The organism is Mesorhizobium calcicola, from assembly GCF_042682105.1.
In the GTDB taxonomy this organism is placed as follows: Bacteria; Pseudomonadota; Alphaproteobacteria; order Rhizobiales; family Rhizobiaceae; genus Mesorhizobium; species Mesorhizobium calcicola.
Window position 1 is genome coordinate 216,005 of sequence record NZ_JBHUGY010000016.1, and the last position, 16,705, is coordinate 232,709.

Genomic DNA, 16,705 nt, shown 5'->3' on the forward strand with positions numbered 1-16,705 from the left:
GTGCTATCGGACAGGCTGTGGTGCCTTCTATCACCAGGCTGGCTGCTTGCGCCCTTGTGCGATGGGCCAAGCGTTGGCGTTCCGGCGCCCATGGTGACGGATGCTGAGCATGGCGATGAGGAGGCGCCGGCCGCGATCATGAGGTGTCGCACCAGAACGGGCCGGGCGGTGCCTGTCCGCATCGCCAGACGGCGAGCGGGATCATCCGTCCTCCACAGCATGGGCAGCGGCGCGTTGCCGCAAGAGGAGCGGCAGCGGCGCTTTCGGCATCCGGTTCGCGATCATCCTGTTGTGGTTTGGTCAGCAGCCTGCGGCACTGGTCGAGCCTAGCGGCGCGATGGCCGTTGGCGAGGAAGCCGTAGTGGCGGATACGATGGAAGCCGTCCGGCAGCGTGTGCAGCAGGAAGCGGCGGATGAACTCGTGCGCGTCGAGCGTCATCACCTTTGTCCTTCCGCCATGACGATAATCCTTCCAGCGGAATCCGACACGATCGTTCTCCATGCTGATCAGCCGGGAATTGGCGATGGCGACGCGATGGGTGTAGCGACCGAGGTAGGCCAGCACCTGCCCTGGACCGCCGAATGGCGGTTTGGCGTAGACCACCCAATCGAGGCGGCGCGTCCTGGCCAACAGGCGGGTGAAGGCGGCTGGCTCGGTCAGGCCGGCAATGTCGCCGAAGAACTTGAGGCCGCGCGCGTCGAAGGCGGCTCGTAATTCCTCCAGGAAGCGGCGGCGAAAAAGGCGCGACAGGACGCGCACCGGAAGGAAGAACCCTGGCCGACAGGAAACCCAGCGCGAGCCGTCGGGCGAGACGCCACCGCCCGGCACGATGCAATGGATGTGGGGATGGTAGTGCAGGTTCTGCCCCCAGCTGTGCAGCACCGCGATGAGGCCGATCTCGGCGCCGAGATGTTTGGAATCGGCGGCGATCGTGCGCAGCGTCTCGGCCGCAGTCCTGAACAGGATGGCGTAAACCGCCGCCTTGTTCTGGAAGGCGATTGCGGCGACCTCGGCCGGCAACGTGAACACGACGTGGAAGTAGGGAACCGGCAGGAGTTCGGCCTCGCGTGCGGCGAGCCAGTCGCGGCAGGCCTGTCCCTGGCATTTGGGGCAATGCCGGTTGCGACAGGAATTGTAGGCCACGCGGATCGCCCCGCAGGATCGGCAGCCCTCGACATGGCCGCCGAGCTCGGCCGTCCGGCAGAGCTCGATCGCGCTCATCACACGCCGCTCGACACGTCCGAGATGGCCGTCATGAACCTGCCGATACGCCTCGCCGTGGCGGCCGAAGATATGCGCCACCTCCAGTCTCGCCGACATGGGCGGAACCGGTCAGCCTGGCGGCACCACTTCGATGTTCAGCCTGTCGAGCGGGCTCGTCGTGCGCCGGATGAGCCCGTTCGAGACCTTGGTGTAGCGTGCCGTCGAGGAAAGATTGTTGTGGCCAAGCAGCACCTGGATGATGCGGATATCGGTGCCGTTCTCGAGCAGATGCGTGGCGAATGAGTGCCTGAGCGTGTGCACCGTCACCCGCTTGTCGATGCCGGCGGCGGCGCGCGCCGAGCGGCAGGCCGAATACAGCACCTGCACGTCGATGGGGCGATTGGGGTCGCGGCCGGGAAACAGCCAGCCCTGCGGCTTCGCCAGTCGCCAGTAAACCCGCAGGATCCGAAGAAGCTGCGTCGACAGCATCACGGTGCGGTCCTTGCCGCCCTTGCCGTGACGAACGAGTATGACGCCGCGGCCGCTGTCGATATCGCCGACCTTCAGCCCGACGGTCTCCGAGGCGCGAAGACCCGCTGCGTAGGCCGTCGTCAGCGCCGTGCGCGTCTTCAGGCTCGGCACTGCCTCCAGGAAGTGGACGACCTCATCGGTGCCGAGAACCACCGGCAGCGTGCGTGGCGAGCGGGCATAGACGATCCGTTCCGGAATCTCGGCATGGCCGAGCGTCACGCCGTAGAAGAAACGCAACGCGCACACCGTCTGGTTCAGCGCCGGCCACGATATCCCGGCCGAGACCAAATGCACCTGAAAGGCGCGGACATCTTCAAGGCCAAGGCGGTCAGGGGATCGGCCGAAATGGCGGGAAAACTTCGCCACCGCGTGCACGTATGATCGTTGCGTGGCCGGCGACAGATTGCGGATCGTCATGTCTTCGATCATGCGCCGGCGAAGAGGGCTCAACTCGGCCATCTCATTGCTCCTGTTCTCAAGATTGCGCTTCAACAGCCGCAATCCTTCAAAACAGAAGCCTCAACCGCAAACCCACCCGCCAAATGCCGCGTCAGCGGCTTCGTTCAATCCCAAACCCTTAAATCGTCTCTACGTCCTAGAGCAGTTTCTGGATAATCACGGTTAGGCATCGTAGCCGGCGTGGGCGAACAGGTTTTCGCATTCTTTGGGGTGGAAACGATCGATGGCGACGGCCACGGCGTCCCATAATTCCGGGATGGACCGGGCTGCTGCCTTTCGCAGTAAAGCCTTCAGCTTGGCGAAGGCCATCTCAATGGGGTTAAAGTCCGGGGAGTAGGGCGGAAGATAGCGAAGGGAAGCCCCCGCAGCCTCGATGATTTCGCGGACACCGACCACTTTATGAGCAGGCAGGTTGTCCATCACGACGACATCGTCGGGTTGAAGCGTCGGCACGAGGACGCGGCGCAAGTAGACCAGGAATGCTTCGCCATCCATGGCGCCGTCCAGGAGCCAGGGCGCGACGATCCCGTCGAGGCGCAGGCCGGCCGTGAAGGTCGTGGATTTCCAGTGCCCATGAGGAACAGCCGCCCGGCAACGCTGTCCACGCGCAGAGCGGCCTCGTAGCCGGGCCATCTTGGTATTGAGGCCACTTTCGTCGATGAAGATCAGGCGGCTCGGATCGAGATCGAGTTGGCCTTCGAACCACTCTTCCCGCGCTGCCAAAACATCCGGTCGCTGCTGTTCGGCCGCGTGCGCTGTCTTTTTTTGTACGTGATGCCACGCTTTGCGAAGAACGCATGGACCGTCGTCAGGCTGGCTTTGACCCCGCGCTCTGCCGCAAGGCGATCGACGATCTCGGCAAGCGTGATGTCCCGCTCATCGGTCTCGACCAAGGCGAGAATGAAAGTCTCGTGCGCGTCCAGCTTCGATACCTTCGGCTTGCCCTGCCGCCCAGGTTCCAGATTGCCGCTCGAACGCCAGGCCCGATACCATGCACCAGACGTCGATATCCCGATGGCAAACCGCCGTGCCGCTTCTCGGGTCGACAGGCCTGCCTCTATCGCCTCGATAACACGCGTCCGCAAATCCAGGCTGTAAGCTCGTGCCATGCCGCTGCTCCTTCCGCAAATCACTTCGATCAGGGAATCAGAACAAGCCGTTCACTGCAAACAAACGACTCCGATTAAGGGAAAACCGCTCTAGCACTACTTTGGCAGTTTAGGTTTGAGGGCGTGTGCGAGCAGCTTCTGACAGTGAGGACATCTGCGGGGTGGCGACCGCGTGAAGAGGTCGAGAATGGCTTGTCTAACAGCTGGCATGCTCGGTTGTGGCGGTGGTCCGCCGGCTCTTTTTTTTCCGTCCCGCTGCTTTGAGGCGGCGGGCTTGGAGAAAGGCGTAGGCGATCATGGTCATCAAGGCGTGTCGATGTAATCCAGTCCATGATCGGCCTTCAAAGTGGTCGAGGCCGAGTTCCTCCTTCAATTGCTGATGTGCCTGCTCACAGACCCACCTGGCCTTGATCGTGGCGGCGAGCATCTTGAGGCTCGCATCGGCCGGTAAGTTCGACACATAGTATTTTTGCTCGCCAGTCGACCGGCGTTCGCCGACGAGCCAGACCTCGTCGCCTGGTGTTGATGGCTTTTCAAAAGCGCGTCTAAACGACGACAAGCGTTTGGTGCTTGTGGACGGAACAAAAAGGCGGCCTTTGCAGGCCGCCGAGTGTGGAGGATGTGTGCTTTAGAGCGAGGACGGGGCTTTTTCGATATCGCTGTGATCGGTCGGTGTTCGTTGCTGCTCCTGGATAAGTTCCTGGAGTTGGACGCCGTAGTGAGACCAGATGCTATCGGCGAGATCGTTGAGGAGCTCGAAGACAGCGAGCGCCTGTTCGGGTGTCCATTCGGGATTGATGAGGAAGTGGATACCACGACTGAGGCCGGACGGTTGAGGATCTGGTTTCATGCTGCGGGCACCTTTTCGCCGGAGGAGCGGCTGGTGCGTTTTTCGCGCTGTGCCTTTGATCGCTCGGCCGCTTCCTTGAAGCGGTAGGAATCGCCTTCGATGGAGATCACCTCGGATCGGTGCATGAGGCGGTCGACGAGGCTGACGACGCAGGCGGCATTGGGAAAGACCTCCGACCAATCAGCGAAGGGTCTGTTGGTGGTGATGATGGTTGAGCGTTTTTCGTAGCGCCGGCTGATGAGTTCGAACAGCAGGTCCGCATGACGGTTCGAGTAGGACAGATACCCGACCTCGTCGATCGCAAGAACGTCGGCGGCGGCGTAGTGGTGAAGGCGTCGGCGCAAGGCTGCGTCGCTGTCGAGGGCGGCGAGTTCGCCGAGCATCTCGCTGGCGGTTCGGAAGACGACGGTGTGACCGCAGATGAGCGCCTGGTGAGCGACATTGCGAGCAAGTGTCGATTTCCCGACGCCGTTGGGGCCGATAAAGACGATGTTGGCGGCATCGTTCATGAAGGACAGGGTCATCAGATCCTCGACGGCGGCGCGGTCGATGCGGCGAGGCCAGTGCCAGTCATAATCGGACAGTTGCTTGAAGTGGCCGAGCCTGGCGGCACGCGTGCGTCGCCGCATCGAACGGTCGGAGCGCTCCTCTTCTTCCCATTGAAGCACGGCGGCCAGCCAGTCCGCGTCAGCGATTTCGTCCCAATGGGTGATCAGGCCATTGAGGCGCAACGCCTTGGCCCGGTTGAGCAGGATGTCGGGATTATTCATCATCTTTGCCTCCAAGGGTCAGTTGGTCGTAGCTGTCGAGGCGATGCGGCCGTACCGTCGTATCCTTGCGCCGCACGTGTTCGGGCAGGCTCGTTTCGACCGGCGGCGGAGCACCGCGGGCGACCCGGCGGCGTTCCAGTACGTCGCGAACCGACCTCGAATGGGAGGCGCCGGCATGCAAAGCTTCCTCGACGGCGGCCTGCAGTTCCTGCGCGCCGTACAGGTCAAGCAGTTTCAGCAACGCGTTTGTGATCGCACCGATATTGGAGCCACGCTCGGCGGCCCGGATCATCAGGGTCTGGCAGGCCGGCACGGCGCGGGTCAGGCTGTTGAGGCCGCGATGCTGGCGCGCCTCGCGCTTGATTGCGACGAGTGCCTTGAGGTGCTGAGGGTCCTCGATCTGCTGGTCGCGATCATAGCTGCGACGGTGACTGGCGATCATCTTTGCGCCGTCGAAGACGCGGACCAGGCCGAGATCGGCGCGCACGCTGAGCGTGCGCCGGACATGAGCATGCGGTACCGAGTAATCGTTGAGGTCGAAGCGCACATAGGGCGTTTTGCCAACCTTGGCGGCGACCTGCTCCTCGACGGGGTATGGGTTGGCGGGCAGCGGCAGAAGCAGTGGCTGCTCTTGCGCAAACGCCTGGCGGACCGTCATCGTCCGGTCCTCGGGGCATGGCCGGTCGGCTGCCTGGTTGCGGCACCACTGTTCGGCCTGGGCGTTCAGATCGTCGAGATCGGTGAACTTGCGGGCGATGAAGAATGCTTCCCTTATATGCCGTATGGCGCGCTCGACGCGGCCTTTTTCGTTGCCCCGGGCAACCGCGACAGGACGTGGCTCGAACCGATAGAAGCCGGCGAAGGCAAGCAGCGTCGGATGGAAGCGGATCGCATCGCCCTGGCGCTCGAGCACCGCACTCTTGAGATTGTCGTAGAGCAGGACCCTGGGCAGCCCGCACCATGTGTTGAACGCGCCGACGTGACCGCGCAGGAAGTTTTCCATGCGCGCGTCGAGGAAGAAGCGCAGGTAGATGTCGCGTGAGTAAGAAAGCACCATCACGAACGCCATGAGCGGCCGGCGGGCGTTGCCGATCTCGATGTGACCGAAGTGGGCCCAGTCGACCTGTCCCTGCTCGCCCGGCAATGTGCGCAGCCGCAGGAACGCCTCGGCCGGCTTGCGGGGACGGTGCAGGGCGACCAGGTGCCGAAAGTGCGTCGGCAAGCCCCGGTAGCCGCGCTCGCGCACCATCGCATAAAGGCGGCTGGCGGTCAGCGAGGGGAACTTTTCCAGCGTCTGCTCAATGAATGGAAGATACGGGTCAATGATTGAGGCTCTCTGCAGCGGCTTGTGCCGGGGCAATCCCGCCTGGGCCAGAACGCGATGCACCGTCGTGTGATGGACATGCAATTGCCTGGCGATGGTGCCGCAGCGCCACTTCTCGGCGTGATACAGGCGCAGGATCTGCGCTTCCAGTTCGGGGCTGATGGTCATGATACGGGCTCTCCGTCTGCGTAGTCAGCTTCACGGGCATAACGAGGCCCCCGGCGACGCACGAAGCCGGTGCGAACGAACGGCGACAGTCGACAGTCGCAGCGCCGACAGCACGGCGTGGGCATGACCGATGTCGTCGCCCGCCCGGCGACGTCAGCAAAAGCAGCGACGACATCGTTCGAGGGACTGACCAGTAGTGAACCGGCAGGAGATGCAGGTGGAGAATGATGCGTCACTTTATTGTGCCGAGCCCGATATCGTCGGGCCCGGACCGCATGAGCCAGGCGTCCCCGGCGGCTGCGCTGATAACGTCGCCCCGCCTCGCGCACACTCTCGCGGCGGGCAGCACGGGCGCAGTCCTGGCCGCAGTAGCGCTGTCCCCGGTCGCAGCTGCGGCAGATCGTTACCTGCGAACGGCAGCGGCCGCACAGAAAGAAGCGGCCCGTGAGCATCCGCGACGATCCTTTCGGAGCGCCGCTGGGAGTTCGGGGAAAAGGTCGACGGAATGCGCTGACAATGCGATAATGCAGTCGCGCACCGTCAGTGGAGCGTGACACCGAGCCCGGACTTGCCAGTTGAGATCGGTGTTACGCCGGATTGTTTCTGCGGCGCTGATTACCCGCAGATCTACCACAAGGCACGCGCATGGCGGGGTACGTCGAAAGCCGCCTCAGGGCGGCTGGAGACGTGCCCCGCGTCTATCCCTTCAACCTCCCATGATCAGCACCGCGCCGCAAAGGCGGCCGCCCGCTACAGCGCTAGTTGAAGAGCGCGCGGGCGGCCGCCTTTGCTCTTCCAGCGCTTCAGATCTTGTCGTCGTTTATCAGCGGGTTTCGACCGTCTTCGACAGGCTGTCGCGGTCGCGTGCCGCGTCTGGCCCACTGCCGTACAATCCCGTTCTTCTGGCCGATCCTTGCTTCGTCCTGGAACCAGATCTATGTGTTCGGGCGAACCGGCAGCAAAGTTACCATCGAGAACGGACGCAAACGAATCACACGTGGGTTCAGGCGCGATCGCGCCGACTGGGAGGTCTTGCTCGTCGATCATCATGAGGGTTACCTGAGCTGGCACGATTTTGAGAGGAATCAGCGCCTGATCACGGACAATGCCACAAGCAAGGGCCTGATGCCGCGCGGCGCTCTTCGCCGGGGCGAGTTGCTTCTGGGCGGCCTCTTGCGCTGCGGCCACTGCGGCCGAAAGCTGCACGTCTCCTATTCCGGCAGCAAGGGCAATACGGGGCGCTATCATTGCCACGGAGCCCAGGTCAACCATGGAACCGATCCGTGTATCGGCTTCGGATCGTTGCGTGTCGATCAGGCAGGGGACCCGCTTTGCCGTGAAATTCGCCGTCAAAATCCAGGTCGCATTCGAGGCGACGGAAGTAAGGTAGAACCTCCTCCCAACCCCAGCCCGTTGCACCGCTCGCGGCCCATTCATTGTAGTCTCCCGGACCACCACGGTTCGCCACCTGGGCGTTAATGCTGGAGCCGCCGCCCATGACCCGGGCCTGCTCGTAATGAACGGGCTTGCGACCATCCCGTATCATGGTCGCGTCGAGTGAAGGCCACTGATAGTCGGGATTGAAGTAAGCCCGCGTCGGATTACCGTCGAGGATGTCGTCAGGAACGGCGTCGGGGGGCGTATCAGGACCGGCTTCGATGAGCAGCACGCGATTTCCATCGGCGGAGAGCCTGCTCGCCATGACGCATCCAGACGAACCTCCACCCACAACAATATAGTCGAAATCCAAGGCGATTCTCCCTATCCATCCGGCTGCCCCGGTAAGGCAGCAGGTGTTAACCAGCTAATTCGGCCTGGACCGCTTTCGTGCCTATAGGCGGACGCGTCAACTACCAGATGCCGTAGTATCGGCGGCCGCCCGCAAACTCTAGAAACGATGCTGGGTTCAGTCCATTGATCAGGGCGCATCGGCATGCAAAGCAACGTGACCACGTTGGAGTTTTCGAAGTACCTTTATGCGGCCGAGGAGCTGGGCCGCAAGTCCGGTCTCCACATCACGACGGGCGACGATTTCGACGAGTACGTTGAGATTACCAGCAGACTTGCCGGTAAGTCATCGACTTATCCATGCTTCCGTCCTGACAGTTCTGATCTTCCGCCTGGGAAGGCCTTTTGGATCATCGGGCGGGATCGGGGAGGGGGAGTTGCTCATGTCCAGGCACTGCGTTTAGATCATCTATCCAACATAGACCTCGCTGAGCACCTTGGGTCGCTCAGAGCCTGGTTCGCGGATCCTAACCTGAAAGCCGGGCCGGGTTCGTCATCTCGCTGCGACGCTCCGACTGCGTGCAGCATAACCGGGCTGGTCGCGTATCATGGCGACATCTGGTTGCGCGAGGACTTCAGAGGCCGCGGACTCTCTACCTTTATTGGTGGCATCGCATTCGGATTGGCATGGGCCAAATGGTCGCCGGACTTCATTTATGCACTGGTTGCCGGCTGGCACATCGAAAAAGGCGTTGTCGACCGCTATGGCTATCTTCACCGCGAGCCGCACGGATCAGTCCTGCACTTGCCTGCGCACGGGATACATGACGACGATTGGCTCGTTTGGTTGACGCGAGACGAACTGTTGAAAATGCCGCGTACTCTCATGGTAGACCGCTTTGGACGGCGCTGATTGAACGCTACCAGATGCAACTTGAGATCGCCCAGTCCTGGGTAATGGCAAGGTCCCGAATCTTGGCAACCGAGCCCGTCCAGGAATGAGCCCCAGGGACTATCAATCGATTACCTCACAATGTCCATAACGACCAAGCTGGAAAGGCTGTGCAGAGGCGAGATCAGTGTCGGCGTGCGCAGCTGGCCATGGGTTCTGTGAACTCAGTATTCGGTCGCGAACTCGGCATTGGGACTGCCACCAATTCGGCTAGGTCGTGAACCCATAAATGGGAATGAGGGAGATGGGTGAAAAGCGATCATTGCGTCGTTTGACCGATCGCACATATTGTCGAGGAATGACTGAACTCGCATTAGAACCCGGCGGCGGATTGAGAGGTCTTCCGATTGGATCAACCAAAGGAAGCGTTCGGACATTTTTCGGTGATAAGCACCAGCCGTTTAAGCGTACACCCGAAGGCAATCCGACAGATTATTGGGCGGATGCAGGCGTTTTTGCCTACTATGATTCTGACGAGCGCCTGGAGGCCTTGGAGTTTGCAAGCCCAAGCAACCCGACGTTGAACGGATTGGCTCTTATCTCGGTATCGATGGGCGAAGCGACACAGATTCTCCAATCTCTCGACCCGAAGTTACGCTTGGGGCCGGATGGCGCAACCTCAACGCAGCTTGGTATAGGCGTCTGGTCCTCGACGGGCGAAGCCGATCAACCTGTGATGTCCGCGATAACATTCGGACCGGGCTACTACGATTAGGCTGTGGCGCGGAACGTCTGATTTTGATGGGTTTGCCAACTCGCTTCCATATCGCGCGGGATTGTGATTCAGGCTCTACATGAGCCGATATGACCTGACCGACTTCGAGTGGCGCGTGATCGAACCGCTGTTACCCAACAAACCTAGAGGCGTGCCGCGCGTCGATGACCGACGCGTGTTAAACGGAATCTTCTGGGTGCTGCGCTCCGGTGCGCCATGGCGCGACCTGCCCGAGCGCTATGGGCCACGCACCACCTGCTACAACCGCTTCTCGCGTTGGCGAAAAGCAGGCGTGTGGGCTCGGCTGATGGACGCCATCAGCCGAGCCCATCATGGTGAAATCCAGATGATCGACAGCACTTCCATTCGGGCGCACCAGCAGGCTGCGACGGCAAAAAGGGGGGCGCAGATAATTGTCTCGGTCGCAGCCGAGGTGGCCTCACGACCAAAATCCACGTCGTCGTCGACGCGCAAGGACTCCCGATCCGGCTCGGCCTGACGGCGGGACAAACGCACGATGGGCAGATCGCCGATCGATTGCTCGACCATCTCGGCCCGCGCATTATCGTCCTGGCCGACAAGGCCTACGATGCCGACCGTATCCGGGAGTTGATCCAGCAGCACGGTGCCACGCCCAACATCCCACCGAAGAGCAACCGGCGCTGGAAGCCGTGCTTCAGCAAGCGCCTCTATCGCGAGCGCAACCTGATCGAACGCTTCTTCTCCAAGCTGAAGCATTTCCGCCGTGTCGCTACACGGTACGACAAACTGGCAGCTAACTTCCTCGCCATGATCCAGCTCGCCTCAATGCGACTGTGGCTTCGCGCTTATGAGTCTACGGCCTAGTACCTCTGCACAGAGGTTATGACTCTTTGGAAGTCGGCTTGGGATAGGCTTTGGCCATCTTAAGGCGTGCGTTTTCGGTAGAGAACATCCAGTTGATGCGAGCGCCACTGGTGTTTCGCAGGTGCTCCCAGGCAGCGGTCTCCGCGACGAGGCGATCATAGCTATTGATGCGACGATCGAGGCACTGGCCGCGCAGGACGCCGATTTCGATCTCGACCATGTTGAGCCAGCTGGCGTGTTTGGGCGTGTAGTGGAATTCCAGCCGTCGAAGGACGCGTCGCGCCTGTGAAGCAGGCAGAGCCTGGTAGAGCGCGGCGGCCGAGTGGGTTGACAGATTGTCGAGCACCACCCTGACGCGTTCGGCCTGCGGGTAATGGATATCGACGAGGTCGCGCATGCAATGGGCAAAGTCTTCCGCGGCGCGCCGCTCGGTGACCTTGACTTTGCGCCAGGAGCGGTGTGCGTCGAGGAAGACGAACAGGTTGGCGGTGCCGTTGCGCTTGTACTCGCAGTCATACCGCTCAAGCCGGCCCGGTTCGGCCGGGATCGGCTGTCGCACCTCGCCGATGAGTTGGGTCGGGCTTTCGTCGAAGCACACCACCGGTCGCTTCGGGTCCGGTGCCTCGGCATAGAGGTCGAGCACGTCCTCCATGCGCGCGACATACTCGGCGTCGACCTTGGGGATGCACCACATGTCCTTGCGCCAGGGCTTGAGATCGTTGTCTGCCAAGCGTCGGCGCACCGTCTCGCGCGACAGTTCCTGGTGATCGGTCAGCTTGACGAACTCACCGGCCAGCAGTTCCAGGGTCCAGCGGGCGCGGCCCGGCGGCGGACTGGAACAGGCGGTGGCCACCAGCAGGGCTTCTTCCTTGCCCGTCAGCTTGCGTTGCGCGCCTGCGCGTGGCTCTTCGCTGAGCGCCGCCTCCAGACCCATCTCCACGAAGCGGCGCTTGGTGCGATAGACAGTGGAGCCGCCGACCACCACCGTCGCGGCAATGGCCTCGTCACCCAAGCCCGCGTCGACGGCGAGCAGGATCTGCGCCCGCTTGAGCTTGCGAGCCGGCTGCTTGCCGCCTGCCAGCATCGCTGTGAGTTCATCGCGTTCGGGTTGGTCGAGATCGACACGATAGCGTAGATTCATCCAGAAAGCCTCCTCGGTTGCCAAGGGTTCCGGATGAATCGAAAATTGAATCAATTACTTGACGGGCAAACGCCTGCGGGTCCCAGCTTCACCGAAAAACAGGGCCAGTACCTCGCCTTCATCTGGGCTTATATGCAGATCAACCGCCAGCCGCCGGCCGAACGCGACATGCAACGCTATTTCGGCGTCACCCCGCCGTCCGTCCACCAGATGGTGCTAACCCTCGAACGCTCCGGCCTCATCCGCAGGCAACCAGGTGTCGCGCGCAGCATCCAACTGCTCGTCGACCACGACATCCTACCCAAACTTCAGCCGGTTCAACCCGTCATAACCTCTGTGCAGAGGTACTAGCTGTTGGTCCTACGCAGCAGTGTTTGACTGCAACCAGAGTTGGGGCTGGTCAGCAATATTGTTGCGGCACCTTCTGCAGCTTTGCCTGCTGGACATGGCTTAAAAGCTGCATCTTCAATCGGGCCAACTGGCGTATTTTCGCCGACGGATGAGCTCCGAATGTTGTCGTCGACAGAACTCGGCATATACCTTCTCGGAGGCCTCGCTCCAAGAAGCTGTCCCGCGGGACGTACACGTGATCCCGGTATGACGCCGGTTCAAACAATTAGGGTCGCACTACCCAGGAACTGACGTTGTTGCTTTACCTATGGAACTCCATAAAACGCGGGGGTATCGGCGGGCGGCGCGGGAGCTCCGTCGCATCTCAACCGGGCTGCCACGATTGTTCAATAGATTAGCTCAAAGCACAATCAGAGTCTATCATTATTTCTCAATGTTGCGTTTTAATATTGCTTGGGTCACGTATTGCACAACATCAGCACTCAAATTCAATACTGTTAACTAGTATATCTGTCATTCCATATCAGATCACATGCGACAGAAATGTGTGTTTTTTGTGCTACAAACCTAACAGTCTTCATACATATAACAAAAAATTTTAAGTTAAGTAAACCCTTCTAGCCTCACCGCGATGGTAGAATTTTGACGATGCAGGCCTAACAAGGACGACGTGCAGAGCCGACATACTGCCGGCAGTTTGTGCGCCAGTGACGATATCCGGGGCAAATGGCTACGGAGCAGAGATAATGGAACGCCCGCCGATAGCTGCGGTCTGTCAACTTCGAGGGCTGGCAACAAGAATGCCCGACCAGCCTTCTTTGTTCCCATCGATGCATTTCCCCAAGGCCGCCAAAGAGGTCTTTACGGTGGAACTCGGCCGGTATCTCGATCAGGCGGACGCCGCTGCTCAGTCCGAGCAGTTGTTCGACCTCTTATCTGCCTTTGCCCTGAATCTTGATTGCCCCTGGATCGCCTACGGCTCTCTTGCACCCGATTTAAAATCTTTAAAGCCGGCACGACCCGAACCGACGATCATGCTGAACTATCCCAATGAATGGCGAGAGCGCTATTTCGAAATGGGTTATGACAGGATAGATCCCATCATCAAGACAAGCCGACGGCGAACGATCCCCTTTCGATGGAGCGATGTGTACAACGACGCGAACACGACTGAAGACGAACGGCGTGTTTTCGATGAGGCTGCGACGTTTGGCTTAAGGTCGGGCATCAGCGTTCCATTGCATGGCCCCAAAGGCCGCTTTGCGTTCATGAGCTTTGCTCGACCCAGTGACTACGGATTCGAAGATAGATCAATCACATACTTGGAGCTTGCTGCAATCCATTTCGATTTGAGGGTGGCCCGTCTCACCGATTCACGCTCTGTTAATGAATACCCTGAAATGTCCGCAAGAGAGAAAGAATGTATACTGTGGACGGCACGGGGGAAATCCTCGTGGGAAATAGGAAAGATTCTTGAGATATCCGTTAATACTGTTAATTTCCATATAAAGAACGTAATGCGTAAGCTGGATTCTGGCAACAGAACGGCCGCGGCGATAAAAGCGCTGAACTTTGGAATTATTGGTGCGCAAGACGTAGCTGGCAGCTCCTGATATTTCATCTGATCGCGAAGAGTATCGGCGGTTGCTGCCCCGGTTCCCTTCTCTGGACCACGGGGGAGATAGAGTTTCCCTGCCTTTTGCTCTGAGACCGAAGTTTGGAGCGCCGGAGGTTGGAGTTTTCCGGCTGCGATCAGCACCGAAGACCCTCAGACTCGCCGCCGCAGTTGATGGCTTTTCTCGGCCTCGTCCCGAGAGAGCGCTCGACCGGCGACCCGGTCCACAGGACGAGCCTTACGCTCGCCGGCAATCAACGCGCCGCCGCGCCCCGATCGAAGCAGCGTGGACTTACCGCTATCCCGCCAGGGTCAGCGGGCAGCCCGGCTCGACGGGCTGCCCAAGGCTGTCCGCGATACTCCTGGAAGGGGGCTGTTCCGGCTTTTGCGACGCTATCGTAGCCACAGCGACGCCGGCAAGAAGCCGCCGGTAATCGGGGCTGCGACCGCACGCGAAGTGGCCGCCTTCTTGTGGGCCATCGGCAGGAGGTCGCACCGTCATAGCCGGTCTCCACCCAACCCGCTACACAGTGCCGGGGATGCCACAGCAGGGGACTCCCGGCTAGTTATGTGGCCCGAGCCTATGCGCACCACGCCCGCCCTCTTGACCGAGGAAACCCGAGACGAACACGGAAGGCGGTAGCGACCCGCGGATGAGCGTCTGATCAACCGTCGTCTTTTAGCTCCACCCCTGCCTGCAGCTTCAGCCGATCCGAGCGCTTTGCACAACCTGCCAAACAGCCGATCTCCTCTTCACCTTGACAGGGAACATCACAGGCTGAAATAACTAAAGTTCCCCTTTTTCGAGGGATATGATACGTGGCTGCGACATCCAATGTCAGGTCCACCAGAGAATAAGATCCCGCCGCGCAAACCCGAAAAAGCTATTCAGCACAAGACGACGCTTTCCGATGCCTGATTGACCTGTAACTCCGTGAACGAATCCGCCGTCGATAAGGCCAATGTCCCCGGCCTTAAGCTGGAGGTCGCGAAAAGGAACGGTTTCAAGATAAGCCGCCGAATAGGGATAACCTGTAGCCTCCACACCCAGCGACTTTCGGTCGGTGACGGTCGGCTTGTAGCTCCAAAGCCGCAAATTTCCACCCTCTTCGGCCATGCTGGGATAGAAGTTGAGCGCTGCTACGATGTTGTTCGCCACCGCAGGAAGCTCGTCGTTCCCGGCATTTAGCACTTGAGCGACATCGTCGTGAGGCTCCAGGGAATACGTGCCCCCGCCAGACCAGCTAAGAGCGCGACAAATATTGGCCTCTCCATCCTCCGACCGTGCCAGTCGCAATTCAATGCCCTGGTCGTGCAGTTCGCGCTTCAACGCGTTGAACAAACCACGGACCGGATCAACCAAATTGCCAAAAAGCGCTTCGACATGCAGTCGAGCATCTTTTGCCTCTGCGAAATAGGTGGATGCATCCTTCCTGTAGTGAGATGCGCCGACATATTCTCCTGGGACGCCATCTTTGCGCTCCTTGCGGCCAGGATTGCGAATAAAGTTGGCGGTGATCTCCTCGGCTACTTGCGAGCTGAATGCTTGCTTGATGTGCAGAGCGGTGATCTCGCCTTTCAGGACCGAGATGATTTCCGCAGCGCTGATCGACCCGGTTCGTTCTCTAATCGAAACAGGCGAGATGGCTGGCGCTTGATGATTAGTCATTGTTTTGCTCCTGTAGTGCGTGATCAAGGATGGCTATGGCGCGATCGAGTTCAACATCGGTGATCGTTATCGGCGGCAGAACTTTGATAACGTCGCGATTTGGCCCTGAAGATTCGATCAGCAAGCCATTTTCGAACGCGATATCGTGCACACGGCTCACAGCGGCCGATGAACGGCACTTGAGGCCGGCCATCAGACCGCGGCCGCGCTTCTGTTCAATGCATTTGGGAAATTTCGCAATAAGGCTGTCGAGGTGCGTCTGCAGCTTGACGGCTGTCCGCTCGACGCCTGCGGTAAATTGTGTATCTGACCACATTTTGCACATAGCCCCTGCCGTCACGAAGGCGAAATTGTTGCCTCTGAAGGTCCCGCTATGTTCTCCAGGATTCCATATGTCCATATCGGGGCGAATAAGAACAATGGAGAATGGACTACCTGAACCGCTCAGTGACTTGGAAAGGCACACTATGTCGGGTTCAATTTTCGCGAACTCGAATGAGAAAAAAACGCCCGTGCGACCCGCACCTGCTTGAATGTCGTCGACGATCAAAACCACGCCGTACTTACGGCAAATGCGCTGAATTTCTGTGAGCCAAGCTGCGGATGCGGCGTGCATGCCGCCTTCTGCCTGGATAGTCTCCAGAATGATCGCGGCGGGCTTTTCTATGCCGCTCCCCAGATCGCCCAGCACGCAGTCGATGTAACTCGCTGAATCGAAAGCGTTGTTCGAATAGCCATCATACGGAACACGTATCACATCGTGGCGAGCAACGCCGCCTAACTCCCTGGTTGATGCTGAACCCGACACCGCCAGAGAGCCGAGTGACATGCCGTGGAACGCATTTGTGAAGGCCATGACGCTCGAGCGGCCGGTGTATTTTCGCGCCAGCGCCAGCGCCGCTTCGTTGGCATTTGTGCCGGTCGGCCCAGGAAACTGTATCTTATACAAAAGGCCTCTGGGTTTGAGAATCGACTCGACAAACGCCTCAATGAAGTCACGCTTTGCCGCAGTATACATGTCAAGGGACAATAGAATGTTCCCGCCGACGAGATATTCGATTGCTGGCGCAATAATGGTCGGATTGTTGTGTCCGTAGTTGAGCGCGCCGGACCCTACAAGAAAATCGATAAACGGCTTGCCGGACTCGTCCCAGATTGTCGCCCCAAGCGCCTTCGTAAAGACTGCGGGAAACGACCGCCCATAGCGACGAACGTTGGACTCATGAGCCATGAAGATGTCGGTATTCATGTTAGGGTTCCCTTGAATTTAGGC

The 16,705-nt window shown here is 59.8% G+C and carries 14 protein-coding genes and 3 pseudogenes; 6 read left to right on the plus strand and 11 right to left on the minus strand.

Translation table 11 applies throughout. The features are described 5' to 3' along the window. Positions 1 to 136: 136 nt before the first annotated feature. From ACFSQT_RS09485 to istA, 7 genes and pseudogenes are all read right to left on the minus strand, one after another. Positions 137 to 1,321 (minus strand): IS91 family transposase, encoded by a 1,185-nt coding sequence (locus ACFSQT_RS09485; protein ID WP_379018076.1) that lies wholly within the window; start codon positions 1,319 to 1,321, stop codon positions 137 to 139. 12 nt (positions 1,322 to 1,333) lie between these two features. Beyond that, positions 1,334 to 2,194, minus strand: a complete 861-nt coding sequence (locus ACFSQT_RS09490; protein ID WP_379018077.1) for a site-specific integrase — start codon at positions 2,192 to 2,194, stop codon at positions 1,334 to 1,336. 162 nt (positions 2,195 to 2,356) lie between these two features. Continuing rightward, a protein-coding gene (locus tag ACFSQT_RS09495) for an IS630 family transposase (RefSeq protein WP_417568608.1) occupies positions 2,357 to 3,303 on the minus strand; the annotation gives its coding sequence in 2 pieces (ribosomal slippage) (positions 2,357 to 2,959 and positions 2,962 to 3,303; 945 coding nt in all). Between the two features lie 196 nt (positions 3,304 to 3,499). Beyond that, positions 3,500 to 3,823: pseudogene (locus ACFSQT_RS09500) on the minus strand (transposase); the annotation flags it as partial. 108 nt (positions 3,824 to 3,931) lie between these two features. Beyond that, the gene (locus tag ACFSQT_RS09505) at positions 3,932 to 4,153 is read right to left on the minus strand and encodes a hypothetical protein (protein ID WP_095085189.1); all 222 of its coding nucleotides are present in this window, start codon (positions 4,151 to 4,153) and stop codon (positions 3,932 to 3,934) included. Continuing rightward, positions 4,150 to 4,926: an IS21-like element helper ATPase IstB gene (gene istB / locus ACFSQT_RS09510; RefSeq protein ID WP_206073656.1), complete on the minus strand. Its 777-nt coding sequence runs from the start codon at positions 4,924 to 4,926 to the stop codon at positions 4,150 to 4,152. Before istB ends, ACFSQT_RS09505 begins: the two co-directional genes overlap by 4 nt. Further along, the gene (istA, locus tag ACFSQT_RS09515; protein ID WP_095085188.1) at positions 4,916 to 6,415 is read right to left on the minus strand and encodes an IS21 family transposase; all 1,500 of its coding nucleotides are present in this window, start codon (positions 6,413 to 6,415) and stop codon (positions 4,916 to 4,918) included. The genes istB and istA overlap by 11 nt, the downstream gene beginning before the upstream one ends. Before the next feature lie 1,125 nt (positions 6,416 to 7,540). On the opposite strand from istA, the pseudogene ACFSQT_RS09520 reads away from it, so the two are divergent. Then, positions 7,541 to 7,651: pseudogene (locus ACFSQT_RS09520) on the plus strand (recombinase zinc beta ribbon domain-containing protein); the annotation flags it as partial. Between the two features lie 73 nt (positions 7,652 to 7,724). On the opposite strand, the pseudogene ACFSQT_RS09525 reads toward ACFSQT_RS09520, so the two are convergent. Continuing rightward, positions 7,725 to 8,165 (minus strand): annotated as a pseudogene (locus ACFSQT_RS09525) (GMC family oxidoreductase N-terminal domain-containing protein); the annotation flags it as partial. Positions 8,166 to 8,348: 183 nt separating this feature from the next. Here ACFSQT_RS09525 and ACFSQT_RS09530 point away from each other — a divergent pair. The 3 genes from ACFSQT_RS09530 (at position 8,349) to ACFSQT_RS09540 (ending at position 10,656) form a co-directional block, all read left to right on the plus strand. Then, on the plus strand, positions 8,349 to 9,056 hold the full coding sequence (locus tag ACFSQT_RS09530; protein ID WP_379018078.1) for a hypothetical protein: 708 nt from the start codon (positions 8,349 to 8,351) through the stop codon (positions 9,054 to 9,056). Between the two features lie 283 nt (positions 9,057 to 9,339). Beyond that, a complete protein-coding gene (locus tag ACFSQT_RS09535) occupies positions 9,340 to 9,810 on the plus strand; it encodes an RNA-binding protein (protein ID WP_379018079.1) in 471 nt (156 codons plus the stop codon). Between the two features lie 79 nt (positions 9,811 to 9,889). Next, positions 9,890 to 10,656, plus strand: a protein-coding gene (locus tag ACFSQT_RS09540) for an IS5 family transposase (protein ID WP_379018080.1) whose coding sequence is annotated in 2 segments (ribosomal slippage) — positions 9,890 to 10,214 and positions 10,214 to 10,656 — 768 coding nt in all. Because the reading frame shifts where the segments join, the coding sequence is not laid out codon by codon here. Positions 10,657 to 10,672: 16 nt separating this feature from the next. On the opposite strand, the gene ACFSQT_RS09545 is transcribed toward ACFSQT_RS09540, so the two are convergent. Then, positions 10,673 to 11,797, minus strand: a complete 1,125-nt coding sequence (locus ACFSQT_RS09545; protein WP_379016738.1) for an IS630 family transposase — start codon at positions 11,795 to 11,797, stop codon at positions 10,673 to 10,675. A gap of 45 nt (positions 11,798 to 11,842) precedes the next feature. Between ACFSQT_RS09545 and ACFSQT_RS09550 the strand changes: the two genes are divergently transcribed. Continuing rightward, positions 11,843 to 12,148: a LexA family protein gene (locus tag ACFSQT_RS09550; protein WP_245330990.1), complete on the plus strand. Its 306-nt coding sequence runs from the start codon at positions 11,843 to 11,845 to the stop codon at positions 12,146 to 12,148. An 800-nt stretch (positions 12,149 to 12,948) separates the two neighbouring features. Then, on the plus strand, positions 12,949 to 13,761 hold the full coding sequence (locus ACFSQT_RS09555) for a helix-turn-helix transcriptional regulator (protein ID WP_379018081.1): 813 nt from the start codon (positions 12,949 to 12,951) through the stop codon (positions 13,759 to 13,761). An 840-nt stretch (positions 13,762 to 14,601) separates the two neighbouring features. On the opposite strand, the gene ACFSQT_RS09560 is transcribed toward ACFSQT_RS09555, so the two are convergent. Both ACFSQT_RS09560 and ectB read right to left on the minus strand, forming a co-directional pair. Further along, a complete protein-coding gene (locus ACFSQT_RS09560) occupies positions 14,602 to 15,432 on the minus strand; it encodes a 2OG-Fe(II)-dependent halogenase WelO5 family protein (RefSeq protein WP_379018082.1) in 831 nt (276 codons plus the stop codon). Next, positions 15,425 to 16,681 carry a diaminobutyrate--2-oxoglutarate transaminase gene (gene ectB / locus ACFSQT_RS09565; RefSeq protein WP_379018083.1) on the minus strand — a complete coding sequence of 419 codons (1,257 nt, stop codon included), beginning with the start codon at positions 16,679 to 16,681 and terminating at the stop codon, positions 15,425 to 15,427. The genes ACFSQT_RS09560 and ectB overlap by 8 nt, the downstream gene beginning before the upstream one ends. Positions 16,682 to 16,705 lie beyond the last annotated feature (24 nt).

Bases quoted from the DNA above. Each gene is read 5' to 3' on its own strand.
- ACFSQT_RS09485 (WP_379018076.1), bottom strand. From the start codon at position 1,321: ATGTCGGCGAGACTGGAGGTGGCGCATATCTTCGGCCGCCACGGCGAG.
- ACFSQT_RS09490 (WP_379018077.1), bottom strand. From the start codon at position 2,194: ATGGCCGAGTTGAGCCCTCTTCGCCGGCGCATGATCGAAGACATGACG.
- ACFSQT_RS09505 (WP_095085189.1), bottom strand. From the start codon at position 4,153: ATGAAACCAGATCCTCAACCGTCCGGCCTCAGTCGTGGTATCCACTTC.
- istB (WP_206073656.1), bottom strand. From the start codon at position 4,926: ATGATGAATAATCCCGACATCCTGCTCAACCGGGCCAAGGCGTTGCGC.
- istA (WP_095085188.1), bottom strand. From the start codon at position 6,415: ATGACCATCAGCCCCGAACTGGAAGCGCAGATCCTGCGCCTGTATCAC.
- ACFSQT_RS09530 (WP_379018078.1), top strand. From the start codon at position 8,349: ATGCAAAGCAACGTGACCACGTTGGAGTTTTCGAAGTACCTTTATGCG.
- ACFSQT_RS09535 (WP_379018079.1), top strand. From the start codon at position 9,340: ATGGGTGAAAAGCGATCATTGCGTCGTTTGACCGATCGCACATATTGT.
- ACFSQT_RS09545 (WP_379016738.1), bottom strand. From the start codon at position 11,797: ATGAATCTACGCTATCGTGTCGATCTCGACCAACCCGAACGCGATGAA.
- ACFSQT_RS09555 (WP_379018081.1), top strand. From the start codon at position 12,949: ATGCCCGACCAGCCTTCTTTGTTCCCATCGATGCATTTCCCCAAGGCC.
- ACFSQT_RS09560 (WP_379018082.1), bottom strand. From the start codon at position 15,432: ATGACTAATCATCAAGCGCCAGCCATCTCGCCTGTTTCGATTAGAGAA.
- ectB (WP_379018083.1), bottom strand. From the start codon at position 16,681: ATGAATACCGACATCTTCATGGCTCATGAGTCCAACGTTCGTCGCTAT.